Source organism: Streptococcus parasanguinis, from assembly GCF_047465465.1.
GTDB lineage: Bacteria > Bacillota > Bacilli > Lactobacillales > Streptococcaceae > Streptococcus > Streptococcus parasanguinis_AI.
In genome coordinates, this window is record NZ_JASGZU010000002.1 from 346,821 (window position 1) to 363,112 (window position 16,292).

14 protein-coding genes are annotated in these 16,292 nt (G+C 42.0%); 4 read left to right on the top strand and 10 right to left on the bottom strand.

From position 1 onward, the window contains the following. Positions 1-69: 69 nt before the first annotated feature. Entirely contained in the window at positions 70-1,365 is a 1,296-nt protein-coding gene (locus QM351_RS06015; protein ID WP_414326978.1) for an MFS transporter, read from the bottom strand. 671 nt (positions 1,366-2,036) lie between these two features. Between QM351_RS06015 and QM351_RS06020 the strand changes: the two genes are divergently transcribed. From QM351_RS06020 to QM351_RS06035, 4 genes are all read left to right on the top strand, one after another. After that, on the top strand, positions 2,037-2,657 hold the full coding sequence (locus QM351_RS06020; RefSeq protein ID WP_287300104.1) for a tetratricopeptide repeat protein: 621 nt from the start codon (positions 2,037-2,039) through the stop codon (positions 2,655-2,657). A 248-nt stretch (positions 2,658-2,905) separates the two neighbouring features. Beyond that, the gene (locus QM351_RS06025) at positions 2,906-3,136 is read left to right on the top strand and encodes a hypothetical protein (protein WP_037608420.1); all 231 of its coding nucleotides are present in this window, start codon (positions 2,906-2,908) and stop codon (positions 3,134-3,136) included. Positions 3,137-3,481: 345 nt separating this feature from the next. Then, the gene (locus QM351_RS06030) at positions 3,482-4,654 is read left to right on the top strand and encodes a hydroxymethylglutaryl-CoA synthase (RefSeq protein ID WP_414326980.1); all 1,173 of its coding nucleotides are present in this window, start codon (positions 3,482-3,484) and stop codon (positions 4,652-4,654) included. After that, positions 4,654-5,916, top strand: a complete 1,263-nt coding sequence (locus QM351_RS06035; protein ID WP_414326982.1) for a hydroxymethylglutaryl-CoA reductase, degradative — start codon at positions 4,654-4,656, stop codon at positions 5,914-5,916. The genes QM351_RS06030 and QM351_RS06035 overlap by 1 nt, the downstream gene beginning before the upstream one ends. A 307-nt stretch (positions 5,917-6,223) precedes the next feature. On the opposite strand, the gene QM351_RS06040 is transcribed toward QM351_RS06035, so the two are convergent. The 9 genes from QM351_RS06040 to QM351_RS06080 all read right to left on the bottom strand — a co-directional run bounded on the left by QM351_RS06040 (position 6,224) and on the right by QM351_RS06080 (position 16,226). Continuing rightward, on the bottom strand, positions 6,224-7,051 hold the full coding sequence (locus tag QM351_RS06040) for a PrsW family glutamic-type intramembrane protease (protein WP_254727507.1): 828 nt from the start codon (positions 7,049-7,051) through the stop codon (positions 6,224-6,226). Beyond that, positions 7,044-8,705 (bottom strand): C69 family dipeptidase, encoded by a 1,662-nt coding sequence (locus QM351_RS06045; RefSeq protein WP_254727510.1) that lies wholly within the window; start codon positions 8,703-8,705, stop codon positions 7,044-7,046. The genes QM351_RS06040 and QM351_RS06045 overlap by 8 nt, the downstream gene beginning before the upstream one ends. Before the next feature lie 436 nt (positions 8,706-9,141). Next, positions 9,142-10,146 (bottom strand): type 2 isopentenyl-diphosphate Delta-isomerase, encoded by a 1,005-nt coding sequence (gene fni / locus QM351_RS06050; protein ID WP_414326985.1) that lies wholly within the window; start codon positions 10,144-10,146, stop codon positions 9,142-9,144. Continuing rightward, entirely contained in the window at positions 10,143-11,150 is a 1,008-nt protein-coding gene (locus QM351_RS06055; protein ID WP_003008822.1) for a phosphomevalonate kinase, read from the bottom strand. Before QM351_RS06055 ends, fni begins: the two co-directional genes overlap by 4 nt. After that, entirely contained in the window at positions 11,140-12,090 is a 951-nt protein-coding gene (gene mvaD / locus QM351_RS06060; RefSeq protein WP_049522756.1) for a diphosphomevalonate decarboxylase, read from the bottom strand. The genes QM351_RS06055 and mvaD overlap by 11 nt, the downstream gene beginning before the upstream one ends. Continuing rightward, positions 12,072-12,950 carry a mevalonate kinase gene (gene mvk, locus QM351_RS06065; RefSeq protein WP_049498558.1) on the bottom strand — a complete coding sequence of 293 codons (879 nt, stop codon included), beginning with the start codon at positions 12,948-12,950 and terminating at the stop codon, positions 12,072-12,074. Before mvk ends, mvaD begins: the two co-directional genes overlap by 19 nt. Before the next feature lie 172 nt (positions 12,951-13,122). After that, entirely contained in the window at positions 13,123-14,064 is a 942-nt protein-coding gene (locus QM351_RS06070) for a serine hydrolase domain-containing protein (RefSeq protein ID WP_037613944.1), read from the bottom strand. Between the two features lie 10 nt (positions 14,065-14,074). Further along, on the bottom strand, positions 14,075-14,842 hold the full coding sequence (locus tag QM351_RS06075) for a CppA N-terminal domain-containing protein (RefSeq protein ID WP_024055030.1): 768 nt from the start codon (positions 14,840-14,842) through the stop codon (positions 14,075-14,077). Between the two features lie 106 nt (positions 14,843-14,948). Further along, positions 14,949-16,226 (bottom strand): HdeD family acid-resistance protein, encoded by a 1,278-nt coding sequence (locus QM351_RS06080; RefSeq protein WP_023919173.1) that lies wholly within the window; start codon positions 16,224-16,226, stop codon positions 14,949-14,951. Positions 16,227-16,292: the final 66 nt, after the last annotated feature.

The following is a 16,292-nucleotide window of genomic DNA, read 5'->3' on the forward strand; positions in this document are numbered from 1 at the left end:
TTAGTGTTAAAAAAAGACAAGGTTTTTTTATCCTTGTCTTTTCGTTTTAGTATTACTTAGGTTTCAATGTCAATAAGCGTGTTCTTTTTGTAGTATTCTATAGATTCGAGGTAACATTATCATGGTATAGATCAGGAGAGAAACACCTCCAAATATGAATATCAGGCCTCCGTTTATGTCCTTTTGAAATAGATAAGTAAATACAATGGTACCTATCGGCATGATAGACGTATTTAGTGTGAACAAAGTACTCATTACTCTTCCTAAATAATTTGTTTCAATACTACTTTGAAGATAGGTCATGACGACAATATTTAGAATAACAAGTGTGAATGCGATAATTCCCATAAATAAACCGCCAACGGAAGAAATAATCACTTGGGTGTTAGTAGTTGCAAATGTAATACCCAAACCAACGATAGCGATGGTTAGAAGAAAAAGTGGAATGCGAATTCTATTAGAGAGAAGTGTGTTATTTTCTTTTTTGTCTGGCAGTAGCGACATAGACACACTGGCTAATAACATTCCAACTGCAGACATAGTTTCTAGGATACCTACTGTTGCATTATCTAATAAGAGTTGCTCTTTGACTACAAATGGTACTCCAATGCTAATGGAAGTATAGAAAAAATTCAGTACAACACTAACAAGAATAATATATTTGACAATCTGATTTTCTTTTAAGAATTGGATAATTTCTTTAACCCCGTGTTGATGCTTTTCAATCTGTTTAATCTTAGCTTCTTGCTCTTCGTGTTCATAGAAGAATTTCATGGTAAGTAAGACGCCTAAAGAAAGGATATTTGCAATGATTTCTATAAGAATAAAGCCTGAGAAGCCTAACCAATTATAAAGAATGACTCCAATAGCTGGGGAAAGCATGGTTGCGATAGCAATGGCGGTTTGTGTAACAGAGCTTAATCGTTGAATTTTTGTATCATTTACTAACTCGTGGATAGAGGCTGAATAACAAGTATCATTGATGTTAACTGTGACAGAGTGAAGTATGACAAACGGAATTACTAAATATAAGATAGTAGATGAATTCGTTAAAAAATAAAATGCATAAAACAGAAGAAAGATAATAAGTCTAAAAATAAAATTATAAATTAAGATCTTTTTATGACGGTATCGGTCTACTAAATTACCGATTGGAACCAAGAAAATCAAACTAACTAAAGGATAGATGATCATATTGATTCCAAAACTCATTGCCGATTTTGTTTGGTCCAGTAACATTAATCCTAAAGCAAAATTAAAAGCTTTACCACTTAAAGAACTAATAAAACTACTAATAAAGTCTTTGATAATTTGTCTATTAGACATTTGATCAGTTATTAAATTCTTAATATTAATCCCCTCCATTCGTGTCAACATTGATTCGGTTATCTAGTCCTATTCAATCAACCTGTGTTGTAAGGTAATTGGAATATTAGATAGACCATAATTTTTGTTAATAAAGATTTTACCAATTATACTAATAAAAGTATAATAAAAAATGTAAAAAATATTGTATTTATGTTTACTAATTATATTTCTCTCTTGCTTTGACATTATCTAAATTGATAACTTCATACGTACCTCTTCTAAAATAGGATATATTTTACAATCGTTAAAGGATTTCAAAATGGAACAGATTGATTTATTTTGCTTTTTATAAGCTTTAACTTCATTCTAGATGTTGATACTATTTGTCACAACTCTTGACACCGCTTTCGAACGGGAGTACAATAATATTGAGGACAAGATGGTTAATCTCTTTTATTTGGGAGGTGTCAGATATGCAAATCTATTTTGTTTATTCTATTTTCTATCTATTATCACGCGTAGTAGCACTTGTAGTTCTAGCTTATCTTATTAAGTTACTCATTGCTCGTTTAAAAAGAAACTAAGTAACATTTTGCCCAAATAGTAGTTATTTGGGCTTTTTGCTATACTTTAGCATAGTGGATTAAATTTATAAAGATAGGATTTAGCATATTCTTATTGAGTGATTTTATTTTATGAAGGTTGTTTATAGGTAAGGGGGAAAATAGATGGTTTCTAAAATTGATGTGGCTTGGGACTTGTTTCTGGAGGGAAAAACATCAGAAGCTAAAAAGTTGGTTGAACAAGATTTTTCCATTGATACCTGTACAGATTTTAGCCTTTTAAATCTGATGGGGTATTTATTATTGGCAGAAAAAGACTATGCCTCGTGTACCCATATCTTTGAGAAATACATTTTATTAGCTCAACAAAATGAAGACAAAGAACATGAACACATTGGATTACATCAATTAGCTATGATCTACAGAGATCAGGGTGATTTTCATAAGGCTTTAAAGCTCATTGAAGATGAAGAGAAGATAATTGAAGAGCATTTTCCCAATGATAATCTAAAGAAAGCTATAAATAACTACGAACAAGGCTATTTGAGATTGAAATTAAACAATCTTGATGAAGCTCTTACATTCATGAATCTGTCACTGGAACAATCTTTAGAGACTGATGATGTGATTTCTCAGGCTTGTAGCTATAGAGGGTTAGGGGAAATTTATTTAGCCTTGGAAGATAAAGGATTAGCCAACACACATTTCAAACGAGCTATAGAACTTTTCGAAAGTGTTGGAGAGTTTGAAGGGATAAAGGAAATTGAGGAATTGATTAATCGATGATTTTGCATTTAGATTTTGTCATTAGTTTGCTTAAATAAAGTACATAATTGACAATGATTAGCTCAAAAATTTTTTGGTTACTAAAGTAATCGCTTCACTTATCTTAAAATAGTTTTTCTCCATTCAAACTAATGCAAAATAATATTCGTTTTTCAATTTCTCTAAGTGTTATCGCTTGCATTTTTACTTAAAAGGGATACAATGATAGTGAAAAAACAAATCCTTTAAAGTATGCGAGGTGCTGTATGATGATAAGCAAGTATATCAAGTATCTTCCTTGGATGATCCTAGGAACCCTCTCCTCCTATCTATTAGCAACTGATTATGCCCGCAATTCATTTGACTTGTTCTATCTGACCTTGAACTTTACGATTGTGTACATCGCTTTAATCGTCTTCTACGAAAAAGTTCTAAGAGACAAATGCAAAGAACTCTTCATACGAATCATGAGTAATCCTAAAAAAAATAAGCAAGGATAAGAGTTGAAGAGAGTGGGACAGAAATCGGTAATTCGTTAGAATTCGATTTCGTCGTCCCACCTCCGCACAGTTGAGTAGGGCTGTAAAAGCTGATGAAATCAGCGTAGTAGAGCCCACTCAACCACTGCGTCTTGCTCGACAATCCAAAGACAATTGAGAGGCTAGGACTTTTGTCCCAACCTCTTTTGTTTTTCGTCCTCTTTTTTTCAAAAAATCCCCTTGCCCAACTCGGTCCCGAGAATGATTTCCTTGTTGATCTAGTTTTTTCAAGGGAGTTTTACCCTTAAATATGGTAAAATAGTAACGAAATATACTAGTAGATATCAAATAAAAAAGAGGTTAAGAATGACAATTGGGATTGATAAGATTGGTTTTGCGACGAGCCCTTATGTCTTGCGTTTAGAAGATTTGGCTACTGCTCGTGATACTGATCCCGAAAAACTGAGCAAGGGTCTTCTCTTAAAAGAACAAAGTGTTGCACCGATCACAGAAGACATCGTCACATTGGCTGCTACTGCAGCAGATGATATTTTAACAGACGAAGATAAAGAAGCAATCGACATGGTGATTCTTGCGACAGAATCTGGAATTGACCAGAGTAAGGCTGCTGCTGTGTTTGTCCATGGCTTACTAGATATCCAGCCTTTCGCCCGCTCTTTTGAGATGAAAGAAGCCTGCTATGCTGCGACTGCTGCCTTGGATTATGCTAAACTCCATGTTGAAAAATTCCCTCAGAGTAAGGTTTTGGTCATTGCCAGTGACATTGCTAAATACGGAATTGGAACTCCTGGAGAGCCAACACAGGGGGCTGGAGCGGTTGCCATGCTGATCAGCCACAATCCTCGTATTCTATCTTTTAACGATGACAATGTTGCCCAAACACGCGATGTCATGGATTTTTGGCGTCCAAATTATGCGACAACTCCCTTTGTGAATGGGATTTATTCAACGCAACAATATCTAGATTCTCTGAAAACAACTTGGGCGGAATACCAGAAACGGACTGGCCTTACCTTGACAGACTTTGCGGCCGTCTGCTTCCATTTACCTTATCCAAAATTAGCTCTCAAGGGCTTGAAAAAAATCTTGGATAAGTCAGTATCAGAAGAGAAAAAAGATCAATTACAATACAATTTTGATCAATCGATTCTATACAGCCAACGAGTGGGAAATATCTACACTGGATCTCTTTTCTTAGGCTTGCTATCACTACTGGAAAATCGTCCCCAACTCAAATCCGGGGACCGAATCGCCCTCTTTAGCTATGGAAGTGGAGCAGTTTCTGAGATCTTTAGTGCCAATCTCGTTCCTGGTTTTGAGCAACTCCTAGATCACAAACGTATGGACAAACTAGATCAACGGACGGTTCTTAGTGTTGCTGACTACGAACGACTCTTTTATGAGGAAGTGGATTTAGACTCTTGTGGCAATCAAGTGTTTGAATCTGCTACGCTTCAAACTTATGCTTTGACAGAGATCAAGGAACACCAACGCACTTACCAGAAAGTAGAAAAATAATGGCACGATTACCAGGTTTTGCAAAACTTTCGCCCACTGAACGCATAGAGGCCTTACTGAAGGAAGGCCTCTTAACTTGGGATGAAGCACAGATCTTAAAAGAACAAAAGGGACTCCCCCTCTCTATTGCAGATCAACTGACGGAAAATGTCTTGTCGACCTTTGATCTGCCTTTTAGCCTCGCTCCTTATTTTCTGATCAATGGTCGTGACTATGTCCTTCCTATGGTCACAGAAGAGCCTTCCGTAGTTGCTGCAGCCAGCTTTGCAGCCAAACTCATCCAACGTTCGGGCGGTTTCACCACCCAAGTGCACCAACGCCAAATGATCGGTGAGATTGCTCTGACAGATGTTAAGGATGTGGAAATGGCTAGCAAGCGCATCCTAGAAGACAAGGAAACTCTTCTTCAGCTAGCTAATGAAGCCTATCCTTCTATCGTCAAGCGTGGAGGCGGAGCAAGGGATCTTTGGGTCGAAAACAAGGGGGACTTTCTCATTGTCTACTTGGCTGTCGATCCTAAAGAGGCCATGGGGGCCAATATGCTCAACACCATGCTGGAAGCGCTGACCGATCGCATCCAAGAACTCTCTAGTGGTCAGGCCTTAATGGCGATTTTATCCAACTTGGCCACGCGCTCTTTGGTGAGTGCACGGTGCACTATCGATTTTAAAGCACTGAGTCGAAATCCTGAGGAAGCCATTGAGATTGCTCACCGGATGGAGCTAGCTAGCCAACTGGCTCAAGTGGATCCTTACCGTGCAGCCACTCATAACAAGGGAATTTTTAACGGGATTGATGCCCTGGTCCTTGCTACAGGCAATGACTGGCGGGCCATCGAAGCAGGAGCCCATGCCTATGCCGCACAAAGCGGTCCATACAAGGGCTTAAGTCACTGGAAAAGTCAGCCAGAAGAGAAAAAACTCTATGGAGAGATTACCCTGCCAATGCCGGTTGCGACAAAAGGAGGCTCCATTGGCCTCAACCCTACGGTTCAAGTCGGCCACCGTTTACTAGGAGAACCTACTGCTATCGAATTAGCCGGTATCATCGCTTCTCTCGGTTTAGCACAGAATTTCGCTGCCTTGAAAGCCTTAGTGACTACAGGGATCCAAGAAGGACATATGAAGCTCCAAGCACGCTCTCTAGCCCTTCTAGCAGGAGCCAAGGAAGAGGAAGTTCCCCGATTGGTCAGCCAACTCCTTGAAAACAAACCCTTTAACTTAGAGAAGGCACAAACACTCTTACAAGAATTGAGAAAATAAAGAACTAAGACAAACTAATTCTTTAGTAAATTAAGTCAAGTGATCCTGCAAAGAAATAAAAATGAGTTCTAATTTTTTAAATGAATCGAGAATATAATGAAACTTTCCGCCGTGAAAAAAGTGCTAGAAACACTTTTGTTTCTAGCACTCGGAATTATTGAGACCTTAGGCTCAATAATTAGTCATGGAACTTCTTCGAAGTTCGCTGACGTCCGTCTTCACCTAAGGAAAGTTTCTAAGATGATTTTATCTTCACTTTGAGAACTAAGACCCACGTCTTAGTTCTTTTGTGTTTGAAAAATTTTTCTTATTGTTTTAAAAATGGCAACTCGGGATGTTTCTTGGTATAGATCACCACTTCGATAAAAGTCCCTACTTGGACGGCAAAGAGCAGTCCGACGAGAAGATTAATCCGATGGTCTGTTTCATAAAACGGAGAGTTCCATAAGAAGTGATTGGCTACTGTCGAGAGAACACACCAGAGCCCAAAGAGTTTTTCCTTTTGCTGGGTCACTTGAGACAACAAGAGGAAGATACCAACGGATACAACAGCTGTATAGAGGGCATGTGAAGCTAATCCACCAGAGATCCGGTTAATGGCCTCAGTAACCGCGGCTAATTGACTGATTTTGGTTTGGCGGGCAACGTACCCTAAATCCTCAATGATTTGAAAACCAAAGCCAGAGCCCAAGCCTGCAATTAGAATTGCTTTTAGATCTTTCTTGCCAACCATCAAGACAACCCAAAAGGCAACCAGAGCCTTAAAGAATTCCTCTGAAAATGGGGCTGTCAAGGCATCGGTCCACTTGTTAAAGACAGTGGCATCCTTGATCACATGGCTATTCATAATATCAATTAAGCTATTGCCTGAAAAGCTCAACCAGCCTGCTACGAAGGCTCCTCCAAACATGGCAATCCATAAGACATAAGTTGGGACAGTCAACTGCTTGGCCAATCGTTTTGAAAAGAGATAGAGCGGGATAATAATAGCAGCTAAGACAGACAAGTTTAAGACCAAATCTCTGCCGGCAGACTGGCTAAATTCTTGTTGAGAAAGATGACCGAGTTCAAACTCCAAGCCAATTCCTGCAAACAGTAGAAAAAGATAGATTGAGGCTCTTTGAATTTTAGTCATCTTGTTTTCCTCCCTTTTGTTTCTTTGAGCGAATCAGGTAGATCACAATCGCTAGAAGGGTTGCTCCGAACAAGCCTGCTGCTAAAATGTAATCATAGTCAAAATCAACCAGATCAATTTTCTCTTCATAAGCAGCATCTTCTTCATCATCTAGATCTTGCAGAGCACTTTTTCCGTGTTCATCTGCTACCTTTTGTTCTGCTTCTTTTCTAATTTCTTGCAAGCGTTCAAAGGTTTTCTCAGCTCTCGCTATTCCTTCCTCTGTTGCCTTCTTACTCGCTTCTTCAGGCTGAGAAGCAAGGGCAATTTGTTCCTGATCACTCAGATCTTGTTCAACCATCCACTGAGATTCCAATCGTTCCATTTCAGTACGAATCGCCCCATCTTCGAATAAATCAGGATACTTGGCTACAAGGTCATTGATTCTTGAAATGGTCCAATACCAGGAGCGGTCATTGTAATGATCGCCTAATTCTTGGTAGGCTTGATAGGTGTTGAGAATATTGCCATAGTACGGTAGGTAAGGAGCATTCCGCGGACTGCCCATCGATAGCCACATGGTTCCTCCTCCAGCACTCGCTGGAACTTCATCTTTCAGTTGGAAAATATGGGCCTCCATGACATTTGGATTGGAAATCGGGTATTTATAAACTGCATCAAACTCTCCTTTTTTCGGGATGCCTTTTCCATCTAGCTCCATTTGATCCAGTGGTTTGTATTTGGTTCCTTCCAAACGATTGCGTTGGAGATTCATGGCATCGCGGAGAGTTAATTTCCGATCGGTTGTATGAAGAAGGTCAAAGGACGCATCATCATATTTAACAGGAGAGCTTGGGTCTAGAGATTTGATCCCCGACCAAACCCGCGAACGATCTGCTTCTTGCAAAGGCGGATTATAGGATTGAGAAACATGGAATTTTCCATCCACTTCCTTATAGCTATTGGCTTCTTTGGCGACTTTTTCAAGATCTTTTGAGGCAATCGTACGCTCTGTATCCGATAAATCAACATGGCCTAAGAAGAAAGTATTTGGAAAGACTGCAAAGCGATCTTCTGGGAAGAGAATGGCCGCATATTGGTGACCGGATAGGATTTCCATATACCAGACACCTTCTTTATCGGCAATGGTCACAATATTTCCTTCTGCAGCGCCTTTTTCTTCGACGATTTTAGCAATGAGTTCAACCCCTTCTCTTGCGGTTTTCACACTTGGGAGAACAATGCTGGTTAAGCCGGATTCTGCCAAACCATCCTTGACATAGGGATCCACTTTTTGGATCTTGTCATTTGCTGAAGCAGATACAGTCGCAGAAATGGAAACCCCATATTCATTGAATCCTGCTTCGTCAAAAATTCCCTGATCTGGGGTGACATCTGGGACTGCTGTATACTTATAGCTAATCTCTGGCAAGGGATATTGAAAACCGTTGGCGGCATCCTCAAAGATGGCACCTTTTTTATTGTAGACACGCTCTCTGACCACAAAATTTTTATTATGGTTGGGCTCTAAATCTTCGGTACGCCCTACCAAGGTCGAGCCGTCGGCCGTCAGTTTCTTCCCAATGATGAACCCCGTACAAGCCTCAACAGGTTGAGCAATCAACAAAAGCGGAAGCAAGGCTGCTACAGCTGAGCGAAAATAGTGCTTCTTCATCCTAAACTCCTTTTTAAAAATGTTTTTCCTTATTTAGTATACTCTTTTACGATCCTGTTTTGCAAGCGTTTCCAGCAACCGTAAACGATTCGTAAATTATCAGAATTTTTGAGGGGAAACACTTTTTCAAAAAAGAAAGGATTGGCTTTAAAAAGTCAATCATTAGAATATAGATAAACTATTTTAAAGTAAAATAAGTTAAGCGATTCTGCAAAGAAATAGAAATGCATTCCAATTTTTAAATCGATTCAAAAATACTGAAACTTTCCGCTGTGAGAAAAGTGCCTGAAACATTTTTGTTTCAGGCACTCGGGAGTTTTGAAACCTTAGGTTCAAAACTAAGTTATGGAACTTCCTGGATTGCTGAAATCATCCACTGGATAATTTCACCTAACGTCCGTACTCACCTAAGGAAAGTTTCTAAAATGATTTTTCTTCATTTTCTCTGTTGCTGAGCTTGCCACAATTTTCCATAGAGGAGATAGTCGACTTCTCGGAGCTCTTTCAGGTTCTGACAACCGAGCGCACAAAGGAGTAATCTAAGGTCTTCTTTCCATCCTTGGACAAGGGCGATCACTTCTTCGATGCTCTTGGTCTCTACCATTTCAAGAAAAACGCGTGAAAGCCCTACACCACGCGCTCCAAGGACCAAGGCCTTCACCATATCAAGGGGATGACGGATGCCACCACTCGCGAGGATCTCAACCTGATCTATCTGATCTTGTAACTGTAAGAGACACTGCGCAGTTGATTGTCCCCAATCATCCAAATAAGCGCGATTGCCTCCACGACGATTCTCAATATAGGCAAAACTAGTGCCACCACGGCCAGAAATGTCAACGGTTTTTATCCCAGCATCTAGTGCCAGCTGAACTGTTTTAGGATCCATACCAAAGCCGACTTCTTTCAGGACTACCGGCACAGGAAAGGCCTGCCCATAGCTCTGGAGATGGTCTTTCCAAGTGTGGAAAATCCGCTCCCCTTCTGGCATGAGTAACTCTTGCATCAGATTCACATGAACTTGAAGAAAGAGAGGTTGTAGTTCTTCCACTGTTCTTAAACCCAAGTCTGGCTCTTTATCGAGGCCAATATTGGTCGCTAAAAGAAGACGAGGATGGTCTTTTTGGACCGCATACGATTGATCGTTCGGATCCTTCAGCCCTGCGCTGTAAGAGCCAGTCACAAAGAGAATCCCACAGGCTTCGGCTACTGCTGCCAATTTTTGGTTGATCTCTTTGGCCCGTTCACTCCCACCTGTCATGGCATTGATATAAAAAGGAACCTCCCAATCACGCCCTGCGAAATGGGTTGTCAAATCAATCTCCGCTAGATCCACAAGGGGGAGGGATCGGTGAATCAGCTCGATCTCATCAAAGCTATTATAGGAGGAGCTTTGCTCCAAGGCATAGCGAATATGCTGGTCTTTTCGATTCTCGCTCACGAATCTCCCATCCTTTCTTGGTAAATGACTTCAATATTCTTTTCCTTCCAGCGCTCTATCAAGGTCTGAGTCTCAACTGGGTCAAAAATAAGGGCGATTCCACAGTCGCCTCCTCCAGCACCACTGGATTTGGCACAGACAGAAAGGCCCTCTGTCGCTTCTTGCAGCTCTTTTAGAGCTGGGGTATAGATCAAAGGGTTCAAAGACTTTAGGTTCTTATCGGCACGTTTGATACTGGTCTCAATTTCTTTTTTGTTCCCTTCACGGAGACCTTTTTCAAGAATCTTCACTGCGCTCTGACTTTCTTTGAGAAAGACTTCATTAATCGCTCCCTTGACCTGGCGGATCAAATCACTTGAAATCGCTGGTTCCTTGGTCCAACCAACCAGAAAATCATAAGAGATGGCTGGCTGGATCGAGCAGATCTGGTAGTCCCAATCCAGGTCTAAAACTTGTGAAAGAGGCTGAGAAGTCAAGACTTCATGCAACCAAGCCCGATCAAAGGATTGGTAATAAATCAAGTCCTCGAAGGCGATACAAGCCAAATCGCCCATGGAACCATTGTCCCCTCTTTGCACCAAGACCACTGCTGCTAGTCGAAAGAGCAGATCTGGACTTAAGTCTAGTTCATACAGAGCAGCCATGGCCTTGATCACGAGCAAGACCACACTTCCGCTGGAACCAATCCCATACTTTTTCCCCTCTTCGCCCAACGTCCCTCTAAGGTGAAGATCAAACGGTTTAGGGGCTATTCCCTGATCTTTCAGCCACTCTTCCATGAGCCGAATGGTCTCTTGAATCAAGGCGTAGTCCTTATTTGGGGTCAAATCCACCTGGTAACCAAAGAGATCTGAGGCTAGCTGATAGCTTCTAGATTCTTGGATAGTAGCTGACAGATAAATGGGAATAAACTGAATCACGGCTCCATAGCCAGGCGTTAGCACTGCGTATTCTCCAGCTAGATAGAGCTTGCCTCCAGTCTGTACCTGATACTTAGTCTTCATCTTGAGGGTCCTTTGTCTTAGATACGATGGTCCGATAGCGGGCGTCAAATAAAGGCACCAGCTGATCCAAGTCTTCTTCTAAACAGAGAACCTTAACGTTTGGCCCTGCATCCATGGTGAAGTAACAAGCATGGCCTGCAGCTCGAAGCTCACGGACAAATTCCATAGCTTTGTGGCTTTCTTCTGTCAAGTAGCTAAAGGCTGGAGTGGCTGTTCTAGTCGTCGCATGCATAGCAAGGGCATTGCGCTCTGTCAGCTGACCGACCCGTTCAAAATCATTGCCAGCTAGATAGTCCAGCATGTCCTTGTAATCTTGTCGAGACTCTTCGATCCATTCTTTGAAATTAGTCGAGGTCTCCATGCAACGTTTCATCCCTTCCCGGCTGGAAACGGGCTTTTGCTTGTCATTGAGGACCAGCATGATCATAGCCAGTTTTAGGTCTGTTTTGACCTTATAAATTTCTCCACTTTCTTTGTCCCAAGCTGCTAAGGGTCCAAAGAAAGAACGTGAAGAAGAACCCGAAGCAAACTTGGCTTTTTGAGCTAATTCCTCCTGACTCAAGCCCAAATCATAGTACTGATTGCAAGCCTTGACGAGAGCAGAGAGGCCGCTTGAGCTAGAGGACAAACCGGCTGCAGTTGGCATGTTGTTGCTGGTATCCACCCGAACAAATCCTGCTTCATCTGCTGGCTTCAAGCTATCAATCACAGCTCCAATTTTGGCTTGCTCAGCTGGATTTTGGAATTCCCCATCGATGTAAAATTCATGCGCAGTCGCATCTGCTGGTAAGGGAGAGAGACTCGTCTCTGTATACATATTCTCTAAGGTCAACGAAATCGAACTGGTCGAAGGGACCATCTGTTTGGCATCTTCTTTTCCCCAGTATTTGATAATCGCGATATTGGCATAGGACTTAGCCTTTACAGGTTTTCGATCCATGTATGGTGCGCTCCTTCTTTTTCTAATGCATGGGCAATGGTTGCTGCTTCACGAGAATCCTTGACGAGGGCAATCACACAGCCTCCAAGGCCGCCTCCGCTCATTTTAGCACCTAAGGCCCCATTTTCAAGGGCAACGGCGACCAGGTGGTCTGCTTTTTCACAGCTGACCCCTACGGCTCTCAAGTGGTCATGACAAGTAGTCAGAGCCTGTCCTAGGCTCATTAGATCATTCATTTTTAGAGCCTCTTCCACCTGCTGGGTCAACTGACCAATCTCATGGAAATGGGATAAAACTTCCTGCCCTTTGGCTTCAACCTTTTGAATCGCCTCACGGGTATTGCCGTGAATCCCCGTATCCGCAATCACCAAACTCGCTTTTATACCCAGCTCCAGCGGGTAAAAGCCGACATTCCGGATGAATTTAATGGCTTGATCGCTCAGACAAGTCTTGGCATCCAGACCGCTTGGATTCATATGGGCAATGGTTTCTGCTCGATTGACCAGGATTTCTAAGGTCTCATCGTCCAGCTCCTCTTGATAATAGTCAAAAACTGCACGAATAGCTGCGATACTGACCGCCGCAGAGGACCCCATCCCCCGTTTTTCCGGTACCATAGACTGAATCCGACAGCGAATCCGGGCCTCACGAATCCCGAGGTGCTCAAGAGACGCAAAAACCGCCATGGACAATGTGTCATCTTCAAACAAAATCCATGGACTGTCTGCCGGGATGATCTGGCAGATCACTTCGATATGATGGAGTGGCAGGGCAATAGCCGGATAACCATAAACCACCGCATGCTCTCCAATTAAGATAATTTTACTATGCGCCTTTCCGACGCCTATCTCTTTATGCATATTCATCTCGCTCTACTAAGGTCATTACTATTTTAATATAAATCAGCCAAAAAAGCGATGCTTTTGAAGGAAATCCAACCTAAGACGGAGTCCAAAAATGAATCACCCAGAAGAGCTCCTTCTTATGGACAGACAAGAAAAGGCCGGGATCCGTCATCCCAGCCATCCATTTCTATTTTTCACATTCTTGTTTGATCAAGTCCATCAAAGAGTTGCGGTCTAAGATCCATTGGGCCCGTTCGTCCTTCTCATAGGTCCGGTTAGACAAAAAGATCACAGCTTCCTGCCTCTTTCGATTGTACATGATGAAGGTTCCAGTATAGCCCGTATGATCCAACCAGTCACCCTCTAGATTCCATCCGAGAGCGCGGGTCTTGCCCTCTTCACGCGCAAAATTCTGAGACAAGTCACGCGCAAAATCATCCTTCAGATAATGCTCTAAGAAGCGCTCTAGATCAGCAACAGTTGAAAAAAGTCCAGCACTTCCCGCATGACAGCCCAATACTCTCGCTTTGGGATCATGAACACTTCCAGAAGCAAGGCCACGGACCGTTGGCACCGCCTTTTCGACCGGTCCAAACCGTGTCTCTGTCATCTTCCAAGGTGTAAAGATCAGCTCTTCAAATAAACGATCCAAGGGCTGGTGAAACCTGTCTTCTAACCAAAAGCCCAGCAGAAGAAAATTGACGTCGGTGTAATGAAAACTCTTGTCTTCTTTCAACTGCAAATTTTCAAGAGCTGTTTTCAACTGTCTCGCATCCAATTGATCCCGGTTGGGGATAAAAGGATCCAGCCCAGAAGTATGGGTCAAGAGTTCCCGGATGGTCGTCTTCTCATGAGCAAAACGCGGGTAAAACTCTTTAAAGGGACGATCGAGCGGAAGCTCCCCTTTCGCATACAAAAAAGCACAGATGGTAGCGACTCCGACGACCTTACTGACACTGGCCAAATCATAGACCAGGTCAGCCACTACTGACTCTCCTTTTTCAGGATCCGCTAGTCCCAGATAGTGCTCACTCCACTGACCCTTGCGGTAAAGCGCAAGAGAGGCACCTGGATAGATGCCTTCTTGGATTTGTTCGGTAATTTTTTCGATGATTGCATTCACGCTCATCACTCCATTCTTATTCTTCATAAGAAATATGGACCTGATCTTGATTGGCTTCAAACCAGAGTTCAATCTGACTTGGATCTTTGGCAATCAAGAAAGTTCCCTTACGGTGCACAAAATCGACAGTTTCTCCCAAGCGTTCTTTCACGACTTCCACATCAAAAGATGCCAATTCGACCTTGATCATGCTCAAATCCCAAGTCACCTTGTTCTCCACTTGGAGATCTTCTCCTTGAGCTTCCTGCAAATGGATAAAGTGGGCCAAAGCTGGCAAGTTGCTATAGAACTTCTCAGCCTCAGCAAAATCGGCCACATTGACCTCAAGAAAGTCCACATCAAAGCTGGTCAAACCTTTGAAATCTTCTGGCACGTCAACAAGAGGCGCTTTCTCCAACGGTTCTAGGCTTTCAAGATTTTCTTCAGCATGCACGAAAATGGTATCTCCTTGAGGAGACACAACTTCAAAGGCGCGACCATTAGCTCCTTGGTAAAGGGCGCTTGTTTCTGGCTGGCGGGCCAACAAATAATCAATTTCTTGAGCTTGTGCCACTTTCACCACGATGCGACCCAATTTCTTTGGACCTTCGACCTTACGCGAACGCATACTCGGTGACTCTTCTAAGACAATTTTCTCTACTTTTGAGGCATCTCCTAAAGATAGGAGAGCTCCTTCTTCCACTAATACTTTCATTCCCAATGTCTCTTCATAAAAGCGTTGATTGACATTTCGGTTATTCACTTTCAAGACTGGGATCACTCTTACGATCTGATTTGCTGTCATACTTTCCTCCAAGCACTTTTTATTGTAAAAGATTTTCTGGCTTTTTACAAGAAATCTTGTGCAAAAAAGACAGATTTTTCAAAAATAAAAATCTGTCTTTCTTTTTTTAGTATACTGTTCGTGTATGGACCCGCCCGTTTGGAGCTTCAAATTCGTATTCTAAGTAATCCTGATAGGTCCCTGGTGCAATCACTCCACGCACATCTAATACAGCCGTTCCTGCCTGTCCCACAATGGAATCTGCTAACAGGCAGCAATTAGTAGACAGAACAAAGTAAGATTTAAAACGCGAAGAAGTAAATTTATATAGCTCAGCCCCTAAATCATATTTCAATTTGTAAGCGTAGGTCGGCTGACCGTCTTCCAGTAACCTCCTAGGTGGATCCCAAGGTTCTAACAACTGATCAATTTCAGCTAGACGCTTCTCTACTGCCTGATTCTCTTCTTCGGTAAGGGATAGGCTGTAGCCAAACAGCGTCTTTTGACTCTCTTTTTTACATAGTTCGATGTATGGTTCCTTATCCACTTTAAACAGTACGCCATCCCCAATCGTCCCAAATAGACGCTCTGAAAAGGGATCGTAACTTCCGTAAGAAATGACCTTCCCCTGATAACAAATATCTACATGCCCAATCGCTCCAAATAAGTTGCTGTCAGAAGTATGAACCAAAATTTCTAATTCCCTTGCCTCTTCTTCTTTTTTCACCAATCGATAAGGGCCTGTGTGTCCCGCCGAGCTCCCTTTTTGAAGAAACTGGTTAAACCGTTTTAACTCCTTAGCAGGGATAAAGGCTGCAAAGATAACCGGTAGGCTAATACGAAAGCGACGTTTTAACTCTTGGCCTTGTTGGTCTTTGTCAAATAAAATACCATCTCGAATATTAGAAATCCCCAACAAGACCAGATAAGCCCCCAAGAGGATAAATTGGAAGTGCCCATCTGAACCAGGTTCCAAGACAGTTGCTAGACCAAGCCCACCGTTTAAAAGCGCATCCCATAAATAGAGCCAGCCTCCTTTTACCCGATTGGCCTTATAAAGCCAAAATGTGATCCCATAGACAATGGCACTCCCCAACTGATATGCCCCTAAACAAATCACAACTAAGTTTACGGGCAGACTACTCAGTCGATTCAACCAGATCAACGCAAGTGAAAGAAAAATAAACCAAATAGAGTGGCTATAGGAAATAGACTTGCTACGTAACAAAAAGCGAAGAAGAAAGCTTCCTAGTCCATCAACTAAAAAGTAAATGGCTAATAGATCCAAGGAAAATTTGGTGAAACCAACGCCGTTTCGAAAAATGAGAATCCCAAAAATGACGGCAAGAACCCCAAACAATAAGGTCCGTCTTCTTGCAACTTGTTCAAAAGATATTTTTTTCAATATTCCTTCTCCTTATAGACGAAAGGTCTTTAGACAAATACTATTTTATCAAGTATAATATAAGAA

Coding starts and splice junctions, on each gene's coding strand:
- QM351_RS06070 (WP_037613944.1), bottom strand. CDS start 14,064: ATGAGCGTGAATGCAATCATCGAAAAAATTACCGAACAAATCCAAGAA.
- QM351_RS06045 (WP_254727510.1), bottom strand. CDS start 8,705: ATGAAGAAGCACTATTTTCGCTCAGCTGTAGCAGCCTTGCTTCCGCTT.
- QM351_RS06025 (WP_037608420.1), top strand. CDS start 2,906: ATGATAAGCAAGTATATCAAGTATCTTCCTTGGATGATCCTAGGAACC.
- QM351_RS06075 (WP_024055030.1), bottom strand. CDS start 14,842: ATGACAGCAAATCAGATCGTAAGAGTGATCCCAGTCTTGAAAGTGAAT.
- QM351_RS06040 (WP_254727507.1), bottom strand. CDS start 7,051: ATGACTAAAATTCAAAGAGCCTCAATCTATCTTTTTCTACTGTTTGCA.
- QM351_RS06015 (WP_414326978.1), bottom strand. CDS start 1,365: ATGGAGGGGATTAATATTAAGAATTTAATAACTGATCAAATGTCTAAT.
- mvaD (WP_049522756.1), bottom strand. CDS start 12,090: ATGGATCGAAAACCTGTAAAGGCTAAGTCCTATGCCAATATCGCGATT.
- QM351_RS06020 (WP_287300104.1), top strand. CDS start 2,037: ATGGTTTCTAAAATTGATGTGGCTTGGGACTTGTTTCTGGAGGGAAAA.
- QM351_RS06055 (WP_003008822.1), bottom strand. CDS start 11,150: ATGAAGACTAAGTATCAGGTACAGACTGGAGGCAAGCTCTATCTAGCT.
- QM351_RS06035 (WP_414326982.1), top strand. CDS start 4,654: ATGGCACGATTACCAGGTTTTGCAAAACTTTCGCCCACTGAACGCATA.
- mvk (WP_049498558.1), bottom strand. CDS start 12,950: ATGCATAAAGAGATAGGCGTCGGAAAGGCGCATAGTAAAATTATCTTA.
- QM351_RS06030 (WP_414326980.1), top strand. CDS start 3,482: ATGACAATTGGGATTGATAAGATTGGTTTTGCGACGAGCCCTTATGTC.